General features: G+C 70.4%; 19 protein-coding genes. 11 read left to right on the forward strand and 8 right to left on the reverse strand.

What is annotated here, in order from left to right:
- Positions 1-107: 107 nt before the first annotated feature.
- Complete coding sequence (locus BFF76_RS19275; protein ID WP_065848703.1) at positions 108-1,508, forward strand: DedA family protein; 1,401 nt, start codon at positions 108-110, stop codon at positions 1,506-1,508.
- Positions 1,509-1,587: 79 nt separating this feature from the next.
- On the opposite strand, the gene BFF76_RS19280 is transcribed toward BFF76_RS19275, so the two are convergent.
- Both BFF76_RS19280 and BFF76_RS19285 read right to left on the reverse strand, forming a co-directional pair.
- The gene (locus BFF76_RS19280; protein WP_053929447.1) at positions 1,588-3,303 is read right to left on the reverse strand and encodes a threonine/serine exporter family protein; all 1,716 of its coding nucleotides are present in this window, start codon (positions 3,301-3,303) and stop codon (positions 1,588-1,590) included.
- A gap of 198 nt (positions 3,304-3,501) precedes the next feature.
- On the reverse strand, positions 3,502-3,996 hold the full coding sequence (locus tag BFF76_RS19285; protein ID WP_031090989.1) for an inorganic diphosphatase: 495 nt from the start codon (positions 3,994-3,996) through the stop codon (positions 3,502-3,504).
- A gap of 86 nt (positions 3,997-4,082) precedes the next feature.
- Between BFF76_RS19285 and dacB the strand changes: the two genes are divergently transcribed.
- The 6 genes from dacB to folE all read left to right on the forward strand — a co-directional run bounded on the left by dacB (position 4,083) and on the right by folE (position 11,727).
- Positions 4,083-5,567 carry a D-alanyl-D-alanine carboxypeptidase/D-alanyl-D-alanine endopeptidase gene (gene dacB / locus BFF76_RS19290; protein WP_053929446.1) on the forward strand — a complete coding sequence of 495 codons (1,485 nt, stop codon included), beginning with the start codon at positions 4,083-4,085 and terminating at the stop codon, positions 5,565-5,567.
- Between the two features lie 50 nt (positions 5,568-5,617).
- Positions 5,618-6,763, forward strand: coding sequence for a zinc-dependent metalloprotease (locus tag BFF76_RS19295; protein ID WP_031090995.1), 1,146 nt, complete (start codon positions 5,618-5,620; stop codon positions 6,761-6,763).
- 187 nt (positions 6,764-6,950) lie between these two features.
- The gene (tilS, locus tag BFF76_RS19300) at positions 6,951-8,024 is read left to right on the forward strand and encodes a tRNA lysidine(34) synthetase TilS (RefSeq protein WP_065848704.1); all 1,074 of its coding nucleotides are present in this window, start codon (positions 6,951-6,953) and stop codon (positions 8,022-8,024) included.
- 99 nt (positions 8,025-8,123) lie between these two features.
- Positions 8,124-8,663, forward strand: a complete 540-nt coding sequence (gene hpt / locus BFF76_RS19305; RefSeq protein WP_014155504.1) for a hypoxanthine phosphoribosyltransferase — start codon at positions 8,124-8,126, stop codon at positions 8,661-8,663.
- A 219-nt stretch (positions 8,664-8,882) separates the two neighbouring features.
- Positions 8,883-10,937, forward strand: coding sequence for an ATP-dependent zinc metalloprotease FtsH (gene ftsH, locus BFF76_RS19310; protein WP_031091000.1), 2,055 nt, complete (start codon positions 8,883-8,885; stop codon positions 10,935-10,937).
- A gap of 184 nt (positions 10,938-11,121) precedes the next feature.
- Positions 11,122-11,727, forward strand: a complete 606-nt coding sequence (gene folE / locus BFF76_RS19315; RefSeq protein WP_031091001.1) for a GTP cyclohydrolase I FolE — start codon at positions 11,122-11,124, stop codon at positions 11,725-11,727.
- Positions 11,728-11,870: 143 nt separating this feature from the next.
- On the opposite strand, the gene BFF76_RS19320 is transcribed toward folE, so the two are convergent.
- From BFF76_RS19320 to BFF76_RS19345, 6 genes are all read right to left on the reverse strand, one after another.
- Positions 11,871-12,356 carry a DUF3180 domain-containing protein gene (locus BFF76_RS19320; RefSeq protein ID WP_031091003.1) on the reverse strand — a complete coding sequence of 162 codons (486 nt, stop codon included), beginning with the start codon at positions 12,354-12,356 and terminating at the stop codon, positions 11,871-11,873.
- Between the two features lie 165 nt (positions 12,357-12,521).
- On the reverse strand, positions 12,522-13,133 hold the full coding sequence (folK, locus tag BFF76_RS19325) for a 2-amino-4-hydroxy-6-hydroxymethyldihydropteridine diphosphokinase (RefSeq protein ID WP_031091005.1): 612 nt from the start codon (positions 13,131-13,133) through the stop codon (positions 12,522-12,524).
- Complete coding sequence (folB, locus tag BFF76_RS19330; protein WP_031091007.1) at positions 13,130-13,489, reverse strand: dihydroneopterin aldolase; 360 nt, start codon at positions 13,487-13,489, stop codon at positions 13,130-13,132. Before folB ends, folK begins: the two co-directional genes overlap by 4 nt.
- A 193-nt stretch (positions 13,490-13,682) precedes the next feature.
- A complete protein-coding gene (locus BFF76_RS19335; protein WP_031091010.1) occupies positions 13,683-14,165 on the reverse strand; it encodes a nuclear transport factor 2 family protein in 483 nt (160 codons plus the stop codon).
- Complete coding sequence (gene folP, locus BFF76_RS19340; protein WP_031091012.1) at positions 14,162-15,022, reverse strand: dihydropteroate synthase; 861 nt, start codon at positions 15,020-15,022, stop codon at positions 14,162-14,164. Before folP ends, BFF76_RS19335 begins: the two co-directional genes overlap by 4 nt.
- 119 nt (positions 15,023-15,141) lie before the next feature.
- Complete coding sequence (locus BFF76_RS19345) at positions 15,142-16,317, reverse strand: ABC transporter ATP-binding protein (RefSeq protein ID WP_031091013.1); 1,176 nt, start codon at positions 16,315-16,317, stop codon at positions 15,142-15,144.
- Positions 16,318-16,458: 141 nt separating this feature from the next.
- Here BFF76_RS19345 and BFF76_RS19350 point away from each other — a divergent pair, with 141 nt between their 5' ends.
- From BFF76_RS19350 to BFF76_RS19365, 4 genes are all read left to right on the forward strand, one after another.
- On the forward strand, positions 16,459-17,178 hold the full coding sequence (locus BFF76_RS19350) for an ABC transporter permease (RefSeq protein ID WP_031091015.1): 720 nt from the start codon (positions 16,459-16,461) through the stop codon (positions 17,176-17,178).
- Positions 17,179-17,181: 3 nt separating this feature from the next.
- The gene (locus BFF76_RS19355) at positions 17,182-17,856 is read left to right on the forward strand and encodes an ABC transporter permease (protein ID WP_031091017.1); all 675 of its coding nucleotides are present in this window, start codon (positions 17,182-17,184) and stop codon (positions 17,854-17,856) included.
- A gap of 55 nt (positions 17,857-17,911) precedes the next feature.
- Positions 17,912-18,889 carry an ABC transporter substrate-binding protein gene (locus BFF76_RS19360; protein WP_031091019.1) on the forward strand — a complete coding sequence of 326 codons (978 nt, stop codon included), beginning with the start codon at positions 17,912-17,914 and terminating at the stop codon, positions 18,887-18,889.
- Positions 18,890-18,993: 104 nt separating this feature from the next.
- Positions 18,994-20,016, forward strand: coding sequence for a hypothetical protein (locus tag BFF76_RS19365; RefSeq protein ID WP_051834501.1), 1,023 nt, complete (start codon positions 18,994-18,996; stop codon positions 20,014-20,016).
- Positions 20,017-20,030 lie beyond the last annotated feature (14 nt).

The raw sequence follows: 20,030 nt of genomic DNA on the forward strand, positions 1-20,030 counted from the left end.
GCGCGCATCCTTGCTTACGCCAGTGGAACCCAGGCGTCCGCCGCAGCGTTGATAGCTTGGGGCGGCCACGCAGCCGCGCACACCGACCAACCCTGGAGCCCGGACCCTTGAATACGCTTGCGCTCGGCCCGAGCTGGCTGGACCCGGATTATCTGCTCAACACCTTCGGGCTGCCCGGACTCCTGCTCATCGTGTTCGCCGAGTCCGGACTGCTCATCGGCTTCTTCCTGCCCGGTGACTCCCTGCTGTTCACCACAGGACTTCTGGTGACGACCGGAGACCTGAAGTACCCCCTGTGGCTCGTCTGTTTCCTGGTCGCCCTGGCGGCGATCATCGGTGACCAGGTCGGCTATCTCTTCGGCCGCAAGGTGGGGCCGGCCCTCTTCAAGCGGCCGGACTCCCGTCTCTTCAAGCAGGAGAACGTCGAGAAGGCCCACGAGTTCTTCGAGAAGTACGGACCGAAGTCGCTGGTGCTGGCCCGCTTCGTCCCCATCGTCCGGACATTCACGCCGATCATCGCCGGTGTCAGCCGGATGAACTACCGCTCGTTCATCACGTACAACATCATCGGCGGCATCCTCTGGGGCGTCGGCGTGACGGTACTGGGCGCGGCCCTCGGCAAGATCGACTTCGTGCACGAGAACATCGAGATGATCCTCATCCTGATCGTGCTCATCTCGGTGGTGCCGATCGTGATCGAGTTCCTGCGGGCCCGCAGCAGGTCGAAGAAGGAAGGCGCCGCGCAGCAGGGCGACGACCGGGGCCCCTCGGGCGACGGCCCCACGGCGGGCCACCACGGCGGAGCGGGCGACGACGGCCAGGGCCCCGCCGCCCACCAGTACACCGCTGACCGTACGGGCCAGTACGGCGGCAGCCCGTACGGCACGGACCAGGCCGGCCCGTACGGCACGGACCAGGCCGGCCCGTACGGCGGCGGTCAGGACGCCCAGTACGGCGGCGGTCAGTACGGCAGTGGTCAGGCGAGCCAGTACGGCGGCGGTCAGTACGGCAATGGCCAAGCGGGCCAGTACGGCGGCCAGGACGCCCGGTACGGCGACGGTCGTAGTGCTCAGTACGGCACGCATCAGGGCGGTGGACAGTACGGCGCCGCGGATCAGGGCGGTCAGTACAGCGGCGGCCAGGGACAGTACAGCGGCGGACAGCAGTACGGTCAGTACGGCGCCGCTCAGGGCGCCCAGTGCAACAGCGCTCAGGGGCAGCAGTACGGCGGCGAACAGGGCGCCCAGTACGGCGGTGGCCAGTACAGCGCCGAGCAGGCCGGCCAGTACGGCGGCCAGGGCACTCCCTACGGCCACGGTCAGCCGGCGCAGTACGACGCCCCGGGGCAGGCCGGTCAGTACGGCGGAGCCCAGGGCGGTCAGCAGTACGGCGAAGGCCAGGCCGCCCCGTACGCCGGGAGCGGGCCCTACGGCGACCGGCCCCCGGCCGGCCGGGGCGACGGCCAGGACGACGACCCGGACCAGTACGGGTGGCAGAACAGGCGCTGACCCGCCGCGCACGCACCGACGGCGCCCCGGTCCCCATGAGCATGAGGGGGCCGGGGCGCCGTTCGTGTGCCGGCAGCGGTCAGAAGCCGCGGGTCCGCTTGGCGGCCCGCCGGGAAGCGCCCCCGACCGCGCCCGGCACCCGCATGAACAGCCGGGAGATCTCACTTCCCAGATTGACCCCGATGGCGATCGCGAGGGCCGTGGCGACAGCGGTGAAGAGCGAGGTGAGCCCCGTGTCCACCTCGTTCTGCGCCACGCCGAGCAGACCGAAGTAGGTCGCCGAACCGGGCAGCAGCGGGCCGATCGCGGCCGTGATGTAGGGCAGCGACGAGGTGTAGCGGTAGCGGGAGAACAACTGGCCGAACAGCCCCACCAGGCCGGCCGCCACCGCTGTCGCCGCCACCGGCGAGATACCGCCCTCGCGGGCCATCGCCCCGAAGATGACCCAGGCCACGCCTCCGTTGAGGGTCACCGCGAGCACCGTGGAACGATCCTGCTGGAGCAGGATCGCGAAGGCCAGGGTGAGGGCCATGGAGGCCAGGATCTGGAGCACCGGCCTGTCGTTGGCGATGAACCTCGCCTCCGGGTTGAGCTCGGCGCCGAGCTGGACCCCCAGATAGAGCATCAGCAGGACGCCGCCCACGATGCCGATGAAGAAGTACATGACCTCCAGGAGCCGGGCCCCCGCGGTGAGGTAGTAGCCGGTCAGGCCGTCCTGCACCCCGGCGACCAGGGCACGCCCGGGCAGCAGTGCGAAGAGCCCACCGGTGATCACCGCCGAGGGCCGCACGTCCGTGGAGTGGGTGAGGGTCAGCGCGATGCCCATCGCGGCGGGAGGCATGGCCGCGACCATGAACTGGTAGAACTCGGGCAGCCCGCGCCCGGCGCAGAGCCAGGCCAGCCGGTCGCCGAGCATCGCGCCCGCCGCCGCCACGAGGAAGACCAGTACACCACCGCCGACCAGCACCGATGCCGAGCCCGCGAGCAGACCGGCGGCGGCCGTCAGCACCCAGCCCGGATACGGGTGCCGGTTACGGCGGATCTCCGCCAGGCGCCGGTAGGCCTCCTCCAGCGAGACCTCGACGTGTTCCGCCGAGGTGATGTCGTCGATCAGCCGGAACACGGCTGCCAGCCGGGTGTAGTCGGTGCCCCGGCGGCGTACGGTACGGCTGGCCGTGATGGGGTCGTCGACCAGTGACGGCTGGTACGAGATGGACAGCAGTGTGAAGGTGACCGTCGGCTCGGAGCGGTCGAGCCCGTACGAACGCGTCACCGCGAACATGGCCGCCTCGACGTCCTCGGCACCCTCGCCGCCCGCCAGAAGCAGCTCCCCGATACGCAGGGTGAGGTCGAGCACGCGCGGTACGGCGGGTCCCGCGTCGTCGGTCCTCTGCACGCTCTCGGGCGCCGGACGTTCGGTCACCGGCATGCGCAGCATGGTGCGCATCCGGTCCTGCCAGGGGGCTTCCTTGGTCAGCCGGACCATCGGAATGCCGTGCGCGGGGGTGAACGAGGGCTGCTGGTGCTGGGCGCTGTACCCGCTCGGCGGGACGAAGGCGGAGGTGAGCGTGTCGGATCCCGAACCGCCTCCCGGCCCGGAAGCGGAACCCTGGCCGGAACCGGACGACACGGTCGGATCGGTGTGCAGACCTGCCGGAAGGGCGAATTCCGATGTCGGATGCTCCTCCTCGGGCGGGCCCGCGGGCTGCCCGACACCTACGGGCGGGACGAAGGCGCTGTGTGCCTCGTCGGACTGGGGCTTCTGGTCCTCGGGACCGCCCTGTTCCGCCACCACTCGACCTCGTTCCTCCTCGACCGCTCGTTCCGGGAGCGCTTCTGCCCAGTATGGGCACGGACATGGGTGGCCACACGCAACGGGCGGCGCACCGGTGAAGGTGCGCCGCCCGTTGTCCGTACGGTCAGCTGGGCCAGTGGGCCCCATGTGCCGTTACCCGCGCCGTCCCGCCCGTAAGCGGAAGCCGGAAGGGGAACGTCAGTGCGCGCCGCCCTGCGCCTCGAGGCGCTTGTAGGAGGCCTCGATCTCGGCCTCGGCCTCGGCGCGGCCGACCCAGTCGGCGCCCTCGACGGACTTGCCCGGCTCCAGGTCCTTGTAGACCTCGAAGAAGTGCTGGATCTCCAGGCGGTCGAACTCCGACACGTGGTGGATGTCGCGCAGGTGCTCCACCCGGGGGTCGGACGCGGGGACGCACAGCAGCTTGTCGTCGCCGCCGGCCTCGTCGGTCATCCGGAACATGCCGATGGCGCGGCACTTGATGAGGCAGCCGGGGAAGGTCGGCTCCTCGAGGATGACGAGCGCGTCCAGCGGGTCGCCGTCCTCGCCGAGGGTGTTCTCTACGAAGCCGTAGTCGGCCGGGTAGCTGGTCGAGGTGAAGAGTCGACGGTCCAGGCGGATCCGACCGGTCTCGTGGTCCACCTCGTACTTGTTCCGCGAACCCTTCGGGATCTCGATAACGACGTCGAACTCCACGGGTGGCTCCTCCATGATCAACACATACGACTGGTGGTTAAGTGTCCCTCACGCAGATGAGTGCTCGCGAAAGGGGCTGGTCAACGGTGGCCGAGCCGGTGAAGAGACCGACGGACGGACCGTTGAACAGGTGGGGCAAGTGGAAAGTCCCGAAGTACCTGAAGCGTGGGAGCGGACGGGACGACCTCCGGCTCGTCGCAGGCTCCGCTGTGCTCGGCCTGGTGGTCGCCGCCGGTGCCGTCCTGGCCGCCGGTCCCTGGGACTCCGGTCAGCGTAAGGCCGAGCGGGTCCGGGCGGCCGTCCTGCAGCGTGCAGGTGGCGCACATCACGAAGGGACGGCGCCCGACGGGCCCGCGCCCGCTCCCAGCGCGCCCGCCGTCCTGAGCGCTCCCGGCGCCACGGCCGGGCTCACCGCCCCGGCCGGCGCGAGCGCTCTGGAGACCGCACTCGGGCCGCTGCTGGACGCGCCCGCCCTCGGTTCCGTACGCACCGCCGTGGTCGTCGACGCGTCCACCGGCAAGCAGTTGTACGCGCGGGGCGCGGCCACCCCCATGACCCCCGCGTCCACGGTGAAGATCGCCACGACCGCCGCCGCGCTCTCCGCGCTCGGCCCCGCCCACCGCATCGCCACGACGGTCACGCTGTCCCCGGACTCCCGGACGCTCACACTCGTCGGCGGCGGCGACCCCACCCTCGACAAGGCGGCCCTGCGCGCCCTGGCCACCGACGCGGCGGGCTCCCTGCGCGACGGCGATGCCGGGCCCGTGCGGCTGACGTACGACACCTCGCGCTACTCGGGTCCGGCCCTCCACCCCATCGGCCCCAACGAGAACATCGCGCCCGTCAGCGCACTCATGGCCGACGAGGGCCGTCTCGACAAGAGCGACCGGGGGCCGGCTCTCCGTACCGACGACCCCGCGGGTGACGCCGCGCGCGTTTTCGCCGGTCTTCTCGACGACGCCGGTGTCGCCACCCGGTCCGGCCCCTCGTCAGGGCGGTCTCCGGCCGGAGCCCGGACGGTGGCCACGCATCTGTCCGAGCCGCTCTCCGCACTGGTCGAACGGGCCCTGACCAACAGCGACAACGACATCGCCGAAGCGCTGGCCCGGCAGACCGCGCTGAAGGCGGGGGAGCCGGCCTCCTTCGCCGGGAGCCGCCGCGCCGTCACCGCCCGGCTCGAGGCGCTCGGCCTGCCGCTGGCCGGCGCCCGGCTCGCGGACGGCAGCGGTCTCGACCGCGCGGACAAGGTGACGGCAGGCCTCCTGGCGGAGCTGCTCGCGCTCGCCGCCGGACCGGACCACCCGGAGCTCCGCCCCGTCCTCACCGGCCTGCCCGTCGCCGGATTCACCGGCACACTGGGCGACCGCTACACCGCGACGTCCCCGGCGACCGGTCTGATCAGGGCCAAGACGGGCACCCTCACCGGGGTGAACAGCCTCGCCGGAACCGCGGTCGACGCACAGGGCCGGCTGCTCACCTTCGCCTTCCTGGCCTCGGGCAGCACATCCCCGGCCGAGGCGGAGGCGTCGCTCGACGCCCTGGCCACCGCTCTCGCCGAAGGCACCCGGTGAGCGCGGCTGACACCCCACCACGGAGCGGCCACCTCACGTACGGTTGACGCATGACGAGCATCGGTGGTGCCGAGATGGTCGACTGGAATCTCGCGGTCGCGACTGCGACCCGGTTCGTGCGGCCGGGTCCCGAGATCAGCCGTGAGGAGGCCCGCGCCGTCGTCGCGGAGCTCCGCCGGCATGCCAAGGCCTCCGAGGAGCACGTCCGTTCGTTCACGCGGATGATCCCGGACGGGCACGAACCCGAGGACACGCCGGTCCTGGTCGTCGACCGGGCCGGCTGGATCAGGGCCAATGTCGCCGGTTTCCGTGAGCTGCTGGGTCCGCTGCTCGGGAAGATGCAGGACCGGCGGGGCAGCGGCCCTGGCAACGCCGTGCTGGGTGCGGTCGGGGGCAAGGTGACCGGCGTCGAGCTGGGGATGCTGCTGTCGTTCCTGGCCTCCCGGGTCCTCGGGCAGTACGAGACCTTCGCGCCCGCCACCCGGGAGCTGCCCGCTTCGGCCAAGGGGGGCGGCCGGCTGCTGCTGGTGGCCCCCAACATCGTTCACGTGGAGCGTGAACTCGAGGTCGATCCGCACGACTTCAGGCTGTGGGTGGCCCTCCACGAGGAGACGCACCGCACCCAGTTCACCGGTGTTCCCTGGCTCCGCGACCACCTGCAGGGCGAGATCCAGTCGTTCCTCGAAGAGACCGACGTCGACCCGATGACCGTGCTCGAACGCCTTCGTGAGGCCGCGCAGGCCTTCTCGGGCGGAAGCCGTCCCGAGGGCGAACGCGGGGAGGAGGGCGACGGCGGCGGGCGCAGCCTCGTCGAGATCGTCCAGACGCCCTCCCAGCGCGAGATCCTGGGCCGCCTCACCGCCGTGATGTCCCTGCTCGAAGGCCACGCGGACTTCGTGATGGACGGGGTGGGCCCCGATGTGGTGACCTCCGTCGCCGAGATCCGGGAGAAGTTCCAGCGCCGCAGGGCGCGCGGCGCGAGCCGGCTCGACCTGGCACTGCGCAAGCTGCTGGGGCTCGACGCCAAGCTGCGGCAGTACCGCGACGGCGAGAAGTTCGTCCGGGCCGTGGTGGACGAGGTCGGTATGGACGGTTTCAACCGGGTGTGGACCTCTCCCAACACCCTCCCGACCAAGGCCGAGATCGCCGCACCGGCGGACTGGGTGGCGCGGGTGCACCGTAAGGCAGATTCGTGATCTTGGCCGGTGCGGCGGCAGAAGATTGCCCCTCCAATCACCCATCCGAGGGACCGTAGGGGCATGGGAAGGCGTGCAATGCTCGATGAACAGCTTGGCTCTGTCACCATCGACGCACTCTGAGTGACGGGACTTCGTCCCGCGCGCTCCGACGCACCCCTGAAACCTCACCCGAAGGGCACCGGACATGGGTCCCCATCCTGCGGTCGCGGCGATACGCCTGGCGGTCCGCCGCGTACTCCACGACGTCGTCACCGAACACAACCGTCACACCGAACAGGCCGGGCACGCCGAGTTCGCCGAAGCGGGGGCGGGCGCGAGGCGTTCCGCGCTTCCCGAGCGGCCCGGCACCCCGCTGGTGCTCGTCGCGTGCTCCGGGGGCGCCGACTCCATGGCTCTCGCCTCCGCCCTCGCCTTCGAGTCGCGCAAGCTTCCCGTCCGCGCCGGCGGCATCACCGTCGACCACAATCTGCAGCCCGGCTCCGGACTCCGTGCCGACGAGGTCGTCGCCCGCCTGGCCGACATGCGGCTCGACCCGGTCGAGGCCGTCGCCGTGCGGGTCGGCCGCGACGGCGGGCCCGAGGCCGCCGCCCGTGACGCCCGCTACGCAGCCCTGGACGCCGCGGCGGAGCGCCTGGGCGCCGCCGCCGTACTCCTCGGCCACACCCGCGACGACCAGGCGGAGACCGTCCTGCTGGGCCTTGCCAGGGGTTCGGGTATCCGGTCCCTCTCCGGGATGGCCGCCGCGTCCGGCCCCGCCGGCCGCTACCGCAGGCCCTTCCTCCAGCTCGACCGGCAGACCGCCCGCAAGGCCTGCCTGGTCCAGTCGATCCCCGTCTGGGACGATCCCCACAACATCGATCCCGCCTACACCCGCTCCCGGCTCCGCCACGAGGGTCTGCCCGCCCTCGAGAAGGCGCTCGGAAAGGGTGTCGTGGAGGCCCTCGCCCGTACGGCACAGCTCTCCCGCGACGATGCCGACGCCCTGGACACCTGGGCCGCCGAGGCCGCCGGCTCGGTCCGGGACGACGACGGCCGGCTGGAGTGCGCCAAGCTTTCCGTGCTGCCGCCCGCGGTGCGCCGCCGGGTGCTGCGCCGGGCCGTGATCGACGCCGGATCCCCCGCGGGTTCGCTGTTCGCCCGTCACATCGAGGAAGTCGACCGGCTCATCACCGGCTGGCGGGGCCAGGGAGCCATCAACCTGCCCGGCCGCGTCGAGGTGCGGCGGCAGGGTGGCAGACTGGTGATTCGGCAGAGCTGAAGCGCAAGCGGCTGAAGTGCAGGCGAAACGCCGGTCCGGCCCGGGGAACAGTCCGGAGCCGGCAGGGCAGAGAAAGAGACGCGGGTGAACGAGAAGGACATGGGTACCGACCTTCAGTCGGTGCTCCTCACCAAGGAAGAGATCGACGCGAAGCTCGTGGAGCTGGCAGCGAAGATCGACGCGGAGTACGCGGGCAAGGACCTGCTCATCGTCGGCGTGCTCAAGGGCGCGGTGATGGTCATGGCGGACCTGGCCCGCGCGCTGTCCACCCCCGTCACCATGGACTGGATGGCCGTCTCGTCGTACGGCGCCGGCACCCAGTCCTCGGGCGTCGTCCGGATCCTCAAGGACCTCGACACCGACATCAAGGGCAAGCACGTCCTGATCGTCGAGGACATCATCGACTCCGGCCTGACGCTGTCCTGGCTGCTGACCAACCTCGGCTCGCGTGAACCCGCGAGTCTGGAGGTCTGCACGCTGCTCCGCAAGCCGGACGCCGCGAAGGTCGCGATCGACGTGAAGTGGGTCGGCTTCGACATCCCCAACGAGTTCGTCGTCGGCTACGGGCTGGACTACGCGGAGAAGTACCGCAACCTTCCCTTCGTCGGCACGCTCGCTCCTCACGTCTACGGCGGCTGAGGCAGCGGCCCGACCGGGCCGGGCCCGGAACGGCCGAACCCGGCCGGACTCCGGGGAACCCTCGCGGCGTTCGGGCCGTTGGAGCCTTCGAAGACGGGTTTGTCGTACCTCCCCTGCGGTCACGGGTGACAATGCTGGGGTACCGTCCGAAGAACAGTCTTTTCTCACAGCAGCATTTACCTACGGGCAGGAGGGACGGGGCGACTTCGCTCCGTATGGATGGACGTGAAGCGATACTTCCGTGGGCCGGTCATGTGGATCGTGCTGGCCGTCCTCGCCGTGGTCGTGCTGATGCAGGTCGTCGGCTCGTCCGGCGGCTACAAGACGGTGGACACCGGCAAGGTGATCCAGGCGATCAGCAAGAACCAGGTGGAGCAGGCCAAGCTGACCACCGGTGACGAACAGATTCTGAAGATCGAGCTGAAGGACAAGGAAAAGCTCAAGGGCGAGTCCGGCAGCAAGTTCCAGGCGAGCTACATCGGGAACCAGGGCGTCGAGCTGGCCGACACGCTGCAGAAGAAGTTCGAGAGCGGTGACATCGAGAAGGGTTACACCGTCTCGCCGTCGAAGCAGTCCCCGTTCGTCTCGATCCTCCTCTCGCTGCTGCCCTTCGTCCTGATCGTGGTCGTGTTCCTGTTTCTGATGAATCAGATGCAGGGCGGCGGCTCCAAGGTCATGCAGTTCGGCAAGTCCAAGGCCAAGCTGATCACCAAGGACACGCCGAAGACGACGTTCGCCGATGTGGCGGGGTCGGACGAGGCCGTCGAGGAACTGTACGAGATCAAGGAATTCCTCCAGGAGCCGGCGAAGTTCCAGGCCGTCGGCGCCAAGATCCCCAAGGGCGTCCTGCTGTACGGACCGCCCGGTACGGGTAAGACGCTGCTCGCTCGCGCCGTCGCAGGCGAGGCGGGCGTCCCGTTCTACTCGATCTCCGGTTCCGACTTCGTCGAGATGTTCGTCGGTGTCGGTGCCTCCCGTGTCCGTGACCTCTTCGAGCAGGCCAAGGCGAACGCCCCGGCGATCGTCTTCGTCGACGAGATCGACGCTGTCGGACGGCACCGCGGTGCCGGCATGGGCGGTGGCCACGACGAGCGCGAGCAGACGCTCAACCAGCTGCTCGTCGAGATGGACGGCTTCGACGTGAAGGGCGGCGTCATCCTGATCGCCGCCACGAACCGGCCGGACATCCTGGACCCGGCGCTGCTGCGTCCGGGACGTTTCGACCGGCAGATCGCCGTCGACCGGCCGGACATGCTGGGCCGCCTCGAGATCCTCAAGGTGCACCAGAAGGGCAAGCCGGTCGCGGAGGACGTCGATCTCAACGCGGTCGCCCGTCGTACGCCCGGCTTCACCGGTGCCGATCTGTCGAACGTGCTGAACGAAGCGGCGCTCCTCACGGCGCGCAGCAACAAGAAGCTGATCGACAACCACATGCTCGACGAGGCCATCGACCGCGTCGTGGCGGGACCGCAGAAGCGGACCCGGATCATGTCCGAGAAGGAAAAGAAGATCACCGCGTACCACGAGGGCGGACACGCCCTGGTCGCGGCGGCCTCACCCCAGTCGGACCCGGTCCACAAGATCACGATCCTCTCCCGCGGCCGCGCCCTCGGTTACACGATGGTGCTCCCGGAAGAGGACAAGTACTCCACGACGCGTAACGAGATGCTCGATCAGCTGGCGTACATGCTGGGCGGGCGCGCGGCCGAGGAGCTGGTCTTCCACGACCCGACGACCGGTGCTGCGAACGACATCGAGAAGGCCACTGCCACGGCCCGCGCGATGGTCACGCAGTACGGCATGACGGAGCGCCTGGGTGCGATCAAGTTCGGTGGGGACAACACCGAGCCGTTCGTGGGCCGGGAGATGGGCCATCAGCGCGACTACTCGGAAGAGGTCGCGGCGCTCGTCGACGAAGAGGTCAAGAAGCTCATCGAGACCGCGCACAACGACGCGTGGGAAATCCTCGTCGAGAACCGCGACATCCTCGACGCCCTGGTCCTCGAGCTTCTCGAGAAGGAGACGCTCGGCAAGGAGCAGATCGCCGAGATCTTCGCCCCGATCGTGAAGCGTCCCGCCCGCCCGGCGTGGACCGGATCCGCCCGGCGTACCCCGTCGACGCGGCCGCCGGTGCTCTCTCCGAAGGAGCTCGCCCTCACCAACGGCTCTGCCAATGGTTCGGGCACTCCGGAGATCGCGCCGACGGACATCGACATCACGAAGAACACCGGCACCTCCACGGAGGCGCTCCCCGAGGATCGCCCCGAGAGCTAGCCCCCTGACCGATCCGGTGTGGCCCCTGTCACGGGGGCCCCACCAGGCCCGGAATGGATGCCGCGCCCCCCAGGTTCTAGCCTGTGGGGGCGCGGCTATTTCGTATGCCTGCGTTGTGCCTGCCGTACTTCCGTGAGGGCCGGGCGGGTCCGCGCATGTGACTGCACAGAGGAACGAGGCACAGATGACCGACCCGGTGACGCTCGACGGGCAGGGTTCGATCGGCGTATTCGACGAGAAGCGGGCCGAGTCCGCCGTACGGGAGCTTCTCATCGCTGTCGGGGAGGACCCCGACCGCGAGGGGCTGCGCGAGACTCCGGGCCGGGTGGCTCGTGCGTACAAGGAGATATTCGCGGGCCTCCACCAGGAGCCGGAGGACGTCCTGACGACGACGTTCGACCTCGGCCACGACGAGATGGTGCTGGTCAAGGACATCGAGGTGTTCAGCACCTGTGAGCACCACCTGGTGCCGTTCCACGGCGTCGCGCACGTCGGCTACATCCCGGCGACCAGCGGCAAGATCACGGGGCTGTCGAAGCTGGCCCGGCTGGTCGACGTGTACGCCCGGCGGCCGCAGGTCCAGGAGCGGCTGACCACGCAGATCGCGGACTCGCTCATGGCGATCCTGGAGCCGCGCGGGGTCATCGTCGTCGTCGAGTGCGAGCACATGTGCATGTCGATGCGAGGTATCCGCAAGCCCGGAGCCAAGACCATCACGTCCGCCGTCCGCGGTCAGCTGCGTGATCCGGCCACGCGCGCGGAGGCGATGAGCCTCATCATGGCGCGCTAGTCAGCGCGGCAACGGTCGGAGGGGCCCGGGCCGGGGCGGTGGCGAGTCCGGGCCGCGGCAAGTCGTGGTGGTGAGCACGGCCGTTCAGCCGGATTCATCAGGAGGGACTCGTCGCGGGCCTTGTCCGACGGGGTGAGAGACCCTCAGGCGGCCTGGGCGGTGTTCCGCTCGTCGTCGCCGTCTTCCGGGAGCTTGCAGACCCGCTCGAGGAAGACCGCGGCGGCGACGACCGCGATACCGGCCAGGACCGCCAAGCCCGCGTAGATGGCCTGATCCCGCCGGGGCGGTACGTCGAGGGAGCCGAGCAGGAAAACGCCCGTGCCGCCGTACATCCCCGCGACGAGAGCGGCGACGAGCGCGCTGGCCTGGCCGAAGACCAGGGCGCGCGCCGCCATCATCGGATCCACGCCCTTCGCCCCGGGGCGGCGCTCCCGCTGCGCGCGCAGCCGCGCCCGGATCGACAGGGCCGTGGCGAGCAGGACGGCGGCGATCACGGCCAGCACGACGGGCGCGGCGAGCGGCACGCTCGGCAGCGTCCCCAGCGAGTCCCAGAGGCGGGCGGCGCCCCAGGACAGCACGCCGGCTCCGGCGAAGAGTCCGGCCAGGAGGCCGAGCCGTAGTTGCTTCACCGAGAGTGCCGCCCTTCGTCGCCGTTGCCTGTGCAGATTGCCTGTGACCGATCGCCGGTGCCGGGGTGCCTGTGCCGTCGCCCGCGTGGGTCGACCAGGGACCCACCAGGGGCCCGTCGGCCATGGACCCGTCGACCAGGTACCGGTCGTCCTTGAGCCTAACGACTATTCGGGGAGGCGAAGTTCCAGGTCGGGCCGGGGAAGCACTCCGTCGCGGCCGATACCGGCCAGCAGGTCGGCGACGGGTCCGGCGCCGGGCAGCAGCGCCTCCGGGTCCACGTCGTGCCAGGGGGCGAGGACGAAGGCGCGTTCGCGGGCGCGCGGGTGCGGGAGGGTCAGCAGGGGGTCCTCGGAGACCACCTCGGCGTACGACACGATGTCGACGTCGATCGTGCGCGGTCCCCAGCGCTCCTCGCGGACCCGGTCGAAGGCCTCCTCGATGGCCTGACCACGCTCCAGCAGGGAGGAGGGGGGCAGGGTCGTCTTCACGACGATCACCGCGTTGAAGTACGACGGCTGGGAGCCGGCCTCGACGCCCCAGGGCTCCGTCTCGTAGACCGGGGAGACCGCTTTGACCCGCAGGCCGGGGGTGTCCTCCAGGGCGTCGACGGCGCCCTGGAGGGTCTCCAGCCGGTTGCCCAGGTTGGAGCCGAGGGAGATCACGGCCAGTTTGGGGTTGGAGAGGGTGACGTCTGCCGCGTCGACCTGCTCGACCACGGCGGCGGGAACCGGCTGTACGGTCGGGTCGCTCTGCCCGTCGGTGGAAAATGCAGTCATGCTCGGCTCCGGGTGATGGTGATGGTCACGTCGTCGAAGGGGACGGTGATCGGTGCGTCCGGCTTGTGGACGACGACCTCGACCTCCTCGACCCCTTCGTGCTTGAGGCACTGCTGCGCGATGCGTTCCGCGAGAGTCTCGATCAGGTCGACCGGCTCACCCTTGACGACGCCGACCACCTCTTCCGCGACCACGCCGTAGTGGACGGTCTTCGACAGATCGTCGGCGGCTGCCGCGGGGCGGGTGTCGAGACCGAGCACCAGATCCACGATGAAGGTCTGGCCCTCTTCCCGTTCCCTGGGGAAGACACCGTGGTGCCCACGGGCCTTGAGGCCGCGCAGCGCGACACGATCCACGCGAATCACTCCTGCTGTTGGTCGTCCTGGGAGGCACCTGACCGCGTGCGGGCGGTGGAGTGCCGTCTTTCGAATCTACCCGCGAGCACCGACAGCTCCCGCCCGCGGGGGCACGAACCGGCCCGGCAGGGTGCGGGAAGCCGCGTCTACCCCGTGATCGGGGAGCCCAATCCCCGTGATCCGCGCGGTCCGCTCAGGCGGCCGGTTCTTCGTCCTCCTCCTCACCGGTTTCGGCCAGTACGGGAGAGCCGTGGTGGGACCAGAGCTTCCAGCCCTCCGGTGTGCGCCGGAACACATTGGTGGCCACGACGAGCTGGCCGACGAGCGGGCCGAGCGCGTTGCCCTCCTCCGCGGGGCCACCGCTGAGGATGTTCTCGGTACAGGTCACCAGGGCGGTGTCGCCGGTCATCGCGACCCCGACATCGGTCAGGAAGAACTGGATGTACTCGGTGTTCGCCATGATCAGCGCATAGCTCCGCAACACCTCGCCGCGGCCGGTGAGCACCGGCCAGCCCGGGTGGACGCAGGAGACGGTGAGGTCCTCGCCGGGCAGCCAGAGGCCGGAGAGCGCGTCGAAGTCGCCACGCTCGAGCGCCTCGTAGAAGTCGGTGTTGGCCTGCTCGACCGCCGCGATGTCGGCGGCGGCCTCCTCGTGCTCGTCGCGCGCGGCGCTCACGCCGCTCCCTCGACGGCGCGGGCGACCCGGACCGCGTCAGCCGTGGGCCGTACCGCGTGCACCCGCACCGCCCACGCGCCCGCGGCGGCGGAGAGGGCGGAGACCGCGGCCGTCGCGGCGTCCCGTTCGCGGGCGGGCGGCGGGGCCGCGCCCTCGCCGGCCAGGACGTGGCCGAGGAAGCGCTTGCGGGAGGCTGCCACGAGCAGTGGTCTGCCCAGGGAGCGCAGCCGGCCGAGGTGCGCGACCAGGGCGAGGTCCTGGGCGGCGTCCTTGGCGAAGCCGAGCCCCGGGTCGATCACCAGCTTCTCGGGGTCCACCCCGCCCTCGATCACGGCCTCCATGCGCTCCCGGAGCTCCGCGACGACCTCGCCCACGACGTCCCCGTACACCGCGCGGCTGTTCATCGACTCGCTGAAACCGCGCCAGTGCATGACGACGAACGGCACTCCGGCCGCCGCCACGACCGGGATCATGCCCGGGTCGGCGAGGCCGCCGCTCACGTCGTTGACCAGGGCCGCACCGGCGGCGACGGACTGTTCGGCCACGACGGCCCGCATGGTGTCGACGGAGACGGTGACGCCCTCGGAGACGAGACCCCGCACGACGGGGATCACCCGTCGCAGTTCCTCGGCCTCGTCCACCCTGCTCGCGCCGGGGCGGGTCGACTCGCCGCCCACGTCGATCAGATCCGCGCCCTCGTGCATCAGTTCGAGGCCGTGCTTGATCGCTGCCGTGGTGTCGAACCAGTGGCCACCGTCGGAGAAGGAGTCGGGCGTCACGTTGACGACTCCCATGACCGCGCAGCGGTCCCACTCCGGCAGACCCCGCACCGTGCCCCGTGCTCGCAACGTACTCATGCGACCAGCCTAAGGCGCTCCACGGGAAGCCCGCCGCCGCGATCCCGCCGCCATGATCCGTTCGTGCCGCGTTCAGCCGGACGGACGCTCCGGCCACCCCGGTGAGCGGGGTAGTCGCCTCAGCGCGGGCCGGCGCCCGCCACGGTCTCCACGGCGACCTCGGCGCGCGGCACGTCCTGAGCGTCCGCGTCGATCGAGCGGCGCAGCGCCTCGTGGAGACGGGCCGGGGTCAGCACACCGAGGAAGCGGCCGGTGCCCTCCTTGTCGATGACGGCGATCCAGCCCGCGTCGTGCTGCAGCATCGTGGCGAACGCCTGCTTCAGCGGAGCGCCGAGCGGAAGCCATGCCTCCATGCGCCGGGCGTGCTCACGGACCGTGCCCTCGGCCGTCGACGAGTCGCCCGCCGGAATCCAGCCGTGCAGCTTGTCCTGGCCGTCCAGGACGACCGCCCAGCGCGCACCGTCGGCCCGCAGCCGCTCGGTCGCCCCCGCCAGCGGATCGTCGAGATGGACGACGGGCGGCTGGTCGAGGTCGCTCTCCTCGATGGGTGTGACCGAGAGCCGCTTGAGACCCCGGTCCGCCCCGACGAAATCGGCGACGTACGGCGTCTTCGGAGCCCCGAGCACCGTGGCCGGGGTGTCGAACTGCTCGATGCGCCCGTGCCCGTACACGGCGATCCGGTCGCCGAGCCGGACCGCTTCCTCGATGTCGTGGGTGACGAACAACACGGTCTTGCGGACCTGCGCCTGCAGTTTCAGGAATTCGTTCTGCAGCCTTTCCCGTACGACCGGATCGACCGCGCCGAAAGGCTCGTCCATCAGCAGAACCGGCGGGTCGGCCGCCAGGGCGCGTGCCACGCCGACCCGTTGGCGCTGACCGCCGGAAAGCTGCTCGGGATAGCGGCCGCCATAAACGGACGGATCGAGTCCGACGAGATCGAGCAGTTCGGCGGCGCGCTTCCTGCCCTTTTCCCGTCCCCAGCCCAGGAGATGGGGAACGGTGGCGGTGTTCTCCAGGACGGTCTTGTGCGGGAAGAGCCCGACCTGCTGGATCACGTACCCGATACGGCGGCGCAGCCGGACGGGGTCGATGGTGGATATGTCGTCCCCGTCGAGGAATATCCGGCCGTCGCTCGGTTCGATCAGGCGGTTGACCATTTTCATGGTGGTGGTCTTGCCGCAGCCGGAAGGCCCTACGAGCGTGACCAGTTCACCCTCGGCGACCTCGAAGGAAAGGTCGTCGACGGCTGTGGTGCCGTCCGCGTACCGCTTGGTGACGTGCTCGAAACGGATCATGATTCCCCATTGTGGCGCGGGCTCTGTGAAGGCCATGTTGCCGGAATACGACAGCCTCGGCGATTGTCGGTGGTCGAGGATAGGGTCACCCAGGACCGGATCCGGACCGGCATCGCGAGGACAGCAGGAGGTGGGGGACGGATGGCCGAGCAGAACTGCCTGGTGGCGAACGACTGGATCTGCGGAGAGTATCTGCGCTCCCGCAGCGCCGAGTTGACCGAAGCGACCGTCCAGCACATCTGGATCACGGCGGCTTCCGTGCTGATAGGGCTGGCGGTGGCATTTCCGCTCGCGCTGCTCGCGCGCAGGGGCCGGCATTTCGCGGGCCCGGTGCTGGGCCTGACGACCGTGCTCTACACCGTGCCGTCCCTGGCGATGTTCTCGCTGCTGCTGCCGCTCTTCGGGCTGTCCGCGGCGCTCGTGGTCACCGGCCTGGTGCTCTATTCGCTGACCATCCTCGTGCGCAACATCCTGGCAGGGCTCGAAGCGGTCCCGCAGGAGGCCAGGGAAGCCGCGAAGGGCATGGGATACGGGCCCGTCCGGCTCCTCTGGGAGGTCGAGCTCCCGCTCGCCCTGCCTGCGCTGATGGCCGGGCTGCGGATCGCCACGGTGTCGACGGTCGCGCTGACCACGGTCGGCTCCCTCGTCGGCAAGGGTGGCCTCGGCAACCTCATCGAGGACGCGCTGCCGAGCTTCTTCAAGGCCCAGGTGCTCACCGCGTCCGTGCTCTGCGTGCTGCTCGCGGTCGCCGCCGATCTGCTGCTGCTCGGCGTGCAGCGCCTGCTCACGCCCTGGACCCGGATACGGACGCCCGCCGGGGCGCCGCCCGGGGCGGGCCCGGCGAAGACGGAGGCGGCCTGACCCATGGGAGTCGTCGAGGAGGCATGGGTCTGGCTCACCACCGGAGCCAACTGGTCGGGGGACGGCGGGGCGGGACACCGGCTGGCCGAGCATCTGTACGTCAGCGGGATCGCCCTCGCGGTGGCCTGCGCCATCGCCCTGCCCGTCGCGCTGTACCTCGGGCACGTGGGCAAGGGGGGCGGGCTCGCCGTCAACCTCTCCAACGTGGGCCGGGCGGTCCCGGTGTTCGCGGTGCTGGCGCTGTTCATGATGACGCCCCTGCGCAACTCCGGCTATCTGCCCACGGTCATCGCGCTGGTGCTGTTCGCCGTGCCCCCGCTGCTGACCAACGCCTACGTCGGGATGACGGAGGTTGACCGGTCCGTGCTGGAGGCCGCGCGGGGGATGGGGATGTCCGGCGCGCAGCTCTTCCTGCGGGTCGAGCTTCCCCTCGCCTACCCGATGATCATGACGGGTCTCCGGTCCGCCGCCGTGCAGGTGATCGCCACCGCCTCCATCGCGGCGATGGTCGGCCTGGGCGGCCTGGGCCGGATCATCACCGCCGGGTTCAACACCTACGACACCGCCCAGGTCTTCGCAGGCGCCGTGCTGGTCGCCCTCCTGGCCCTGGTGGTCGAGGGCGTTCTCGTGGCGCTGGACCGGCTGCTGTCGCCCCTGCGCCGCCGCCGGACAGTATGAACACGTCGGCTCTTCGCACTGTGCACACCATATTTTTTCGCGGACGGAGAACAACATGAGCAGGACCTCGCGCATAGCGGGTGCGGTCATCGGAGCGGTCGCGCTGGCAGGGTCGCTCGCCGCCTGTGGCGGCGACAGCCTGGAGAAGGAGAAGGGCGGCTCGGACACGGGTTCCGGCGGCTCCAAGAAGGGCTCCCTCGTCGTGGGCGCCGCCGGCTTCACCGAGTCCAAGGTGCTCGCCGAGCTCTACGCCCAGGTCCTGGGCGACGCCGGATACGACACCTCGGTCACCACGGTCAAGAACCGCGAGCTGTACGAGCCGTCGCTGGAGAAGGGCGAGATCGACGTCGTCCCGGAATACGCGGCGACCCTCGCCGAATTCCTCAACGCCAAGGTCAACGGGGCGGAGAAGGCGGCGAAGAAGCCGGTCGCCTCGGGTGACGTGACGGCCACCGTCGCCGCTCTGGAGAAGCTCGCCACCCCGCTCGGACTGAAGGTCCTTCCGGCGGGCGAGGCGGTCGACCAGAACGCCTTCGCGGTGTCGAAGGAATTCGCCGACAAGAACAGCCTCGAGACGCTTTCCGATCTCGGCGCCTCGAAGATCAAGGTGAAGATCGCGGCGGGCGACGAATGCGAGGTGCGCCCGTTCTGCGCGCCCGGACTGAAGAAGACGTACGGCATCGACGTCACCGGCATCGACCCCAAGGGCGTCGGCACGCCGCAGTCGAAGCAGGCCGTCAAGGACGGCAAGGACCAGTTGGTCCTCACCACCACCACGGACGCCGTGCTCGACTCCTACGGGCTGGTGTTCCTGGAGGACGACAAGAAGCTGCAGAACGCGGACAACGTCCTTCCGGTTCTCAATGCCAAGGACGCGGGTGCTCCGGAGATCGCCGATGCGCTCGGGAAGCTCACCGACGCACTCACCACCGAGGACCTCGCGGAACTGAACCGCAAGGTCGATGCCGAGCGTGCCAAGCCCGCCGATGCTGCCGGGGACTATCTCCGGGCGAAGGGGCTGATCAAGAAGTAAAAAGGCGTACCGGAGGGCCACTTGAGAGGCCGCCAGGTAACCGGCGGGGAACAGATTGCCGGGCGGCCTCCCAAGTGACCCGTACGCACGGTAAATTTCGGACCATGCCACGAGGACGCCACCGCCATTCGCCGCCCCTCCACAGAATCCTGCCTCCCGCCGTGGTGGCCGGAGTGCCGGTCGTCTGCGCCGCCGGCGCCTGGCTCCTCGCGGACCCCCTGCCCCTGCGCGTCCTGGTCGCCGCGACCGCGGCCGCCGCCGTCACCGGTGCCTGGCTGATGCGCAGCTGGGACCGGGCCGCCGGGCTGCGCGTCGCGGAGCTGACCCGTGCCCGGGCCGGCGACGAGTGGAAGAACGAGGAGCGCATAGCCGAACTCGAGGCGGACCTCGAGGAATCACGGGAGCTGCGCACCCGGCTGGAGACCAAGCTGCGCCGCAAGCGCGTGGAGCTCGCCGGGCTGCGGGGCGAACACGCCGCGCTGCTGCGCCGGTACGCCAACGCCGAGACGGAGCGGGCCACTGCGCTGGAGGGCCGCAGGCAGCTCGCCATCGAGGTGTCCGCACCGCGCGAGCTCCTGCCCGCGCGGTCCACGCCGACGCCGGGCGCTTATCTGAGCGCGGCCCGTGCCCTGCGGGACCTGAGCCGCAACGCCGCGCTCCAGGAGGCGCGCCGCACGGCCGAGGTGGCCCGCCGGCGCGACATCGCCGAGGGGTCCGCCGAGCGGGACACGGAGGGCGACGGCCCGAAGGGGAAGCACGCGGCGGTCGCCGGAGCTGGTGATCTCCAGCACCGCCGTCCGCAGGCCGCCCTCACCGCACCGAAGCTGTCGCCCGTGCGCCCGCCCCTTGCCGCCGCCGCGGCGTCCGCCGTCGTCCCCTACGCCGCCGCGCGCCGTCATCTCGTCCCGCAGGGCAGCTTCGACTTCTTCGGCACGCAGAAGGCGAACGCCGCGATCGAGTCCGTGCAGAACGAGGACCTCGCGGACGTGGTGGGCGAGGAGGCGCTGGCGGCGCACCGTACGGGCGCGGCCGAGAACCGCGCCGTCGGCAAGGTCATCGACCTGACGGCGCACGACGAGACCGAGCAGCTGGACGTCGTCGAACTGCGCAGCGCGGTCTCGTCGTAGCCGCGGGGCTCCGG

The sequence above is a fragment of the Streptomyces mutomycini genome (genome assembly GCF_001700505.1).
In the GTDB taxonomy this organism is placed as follows: Bacteria; Actinomycetota; Actinomycetes; order Streptomycetales; family Streptomycetaceae; genus Streptomyces; species Streptomyces mutomycini.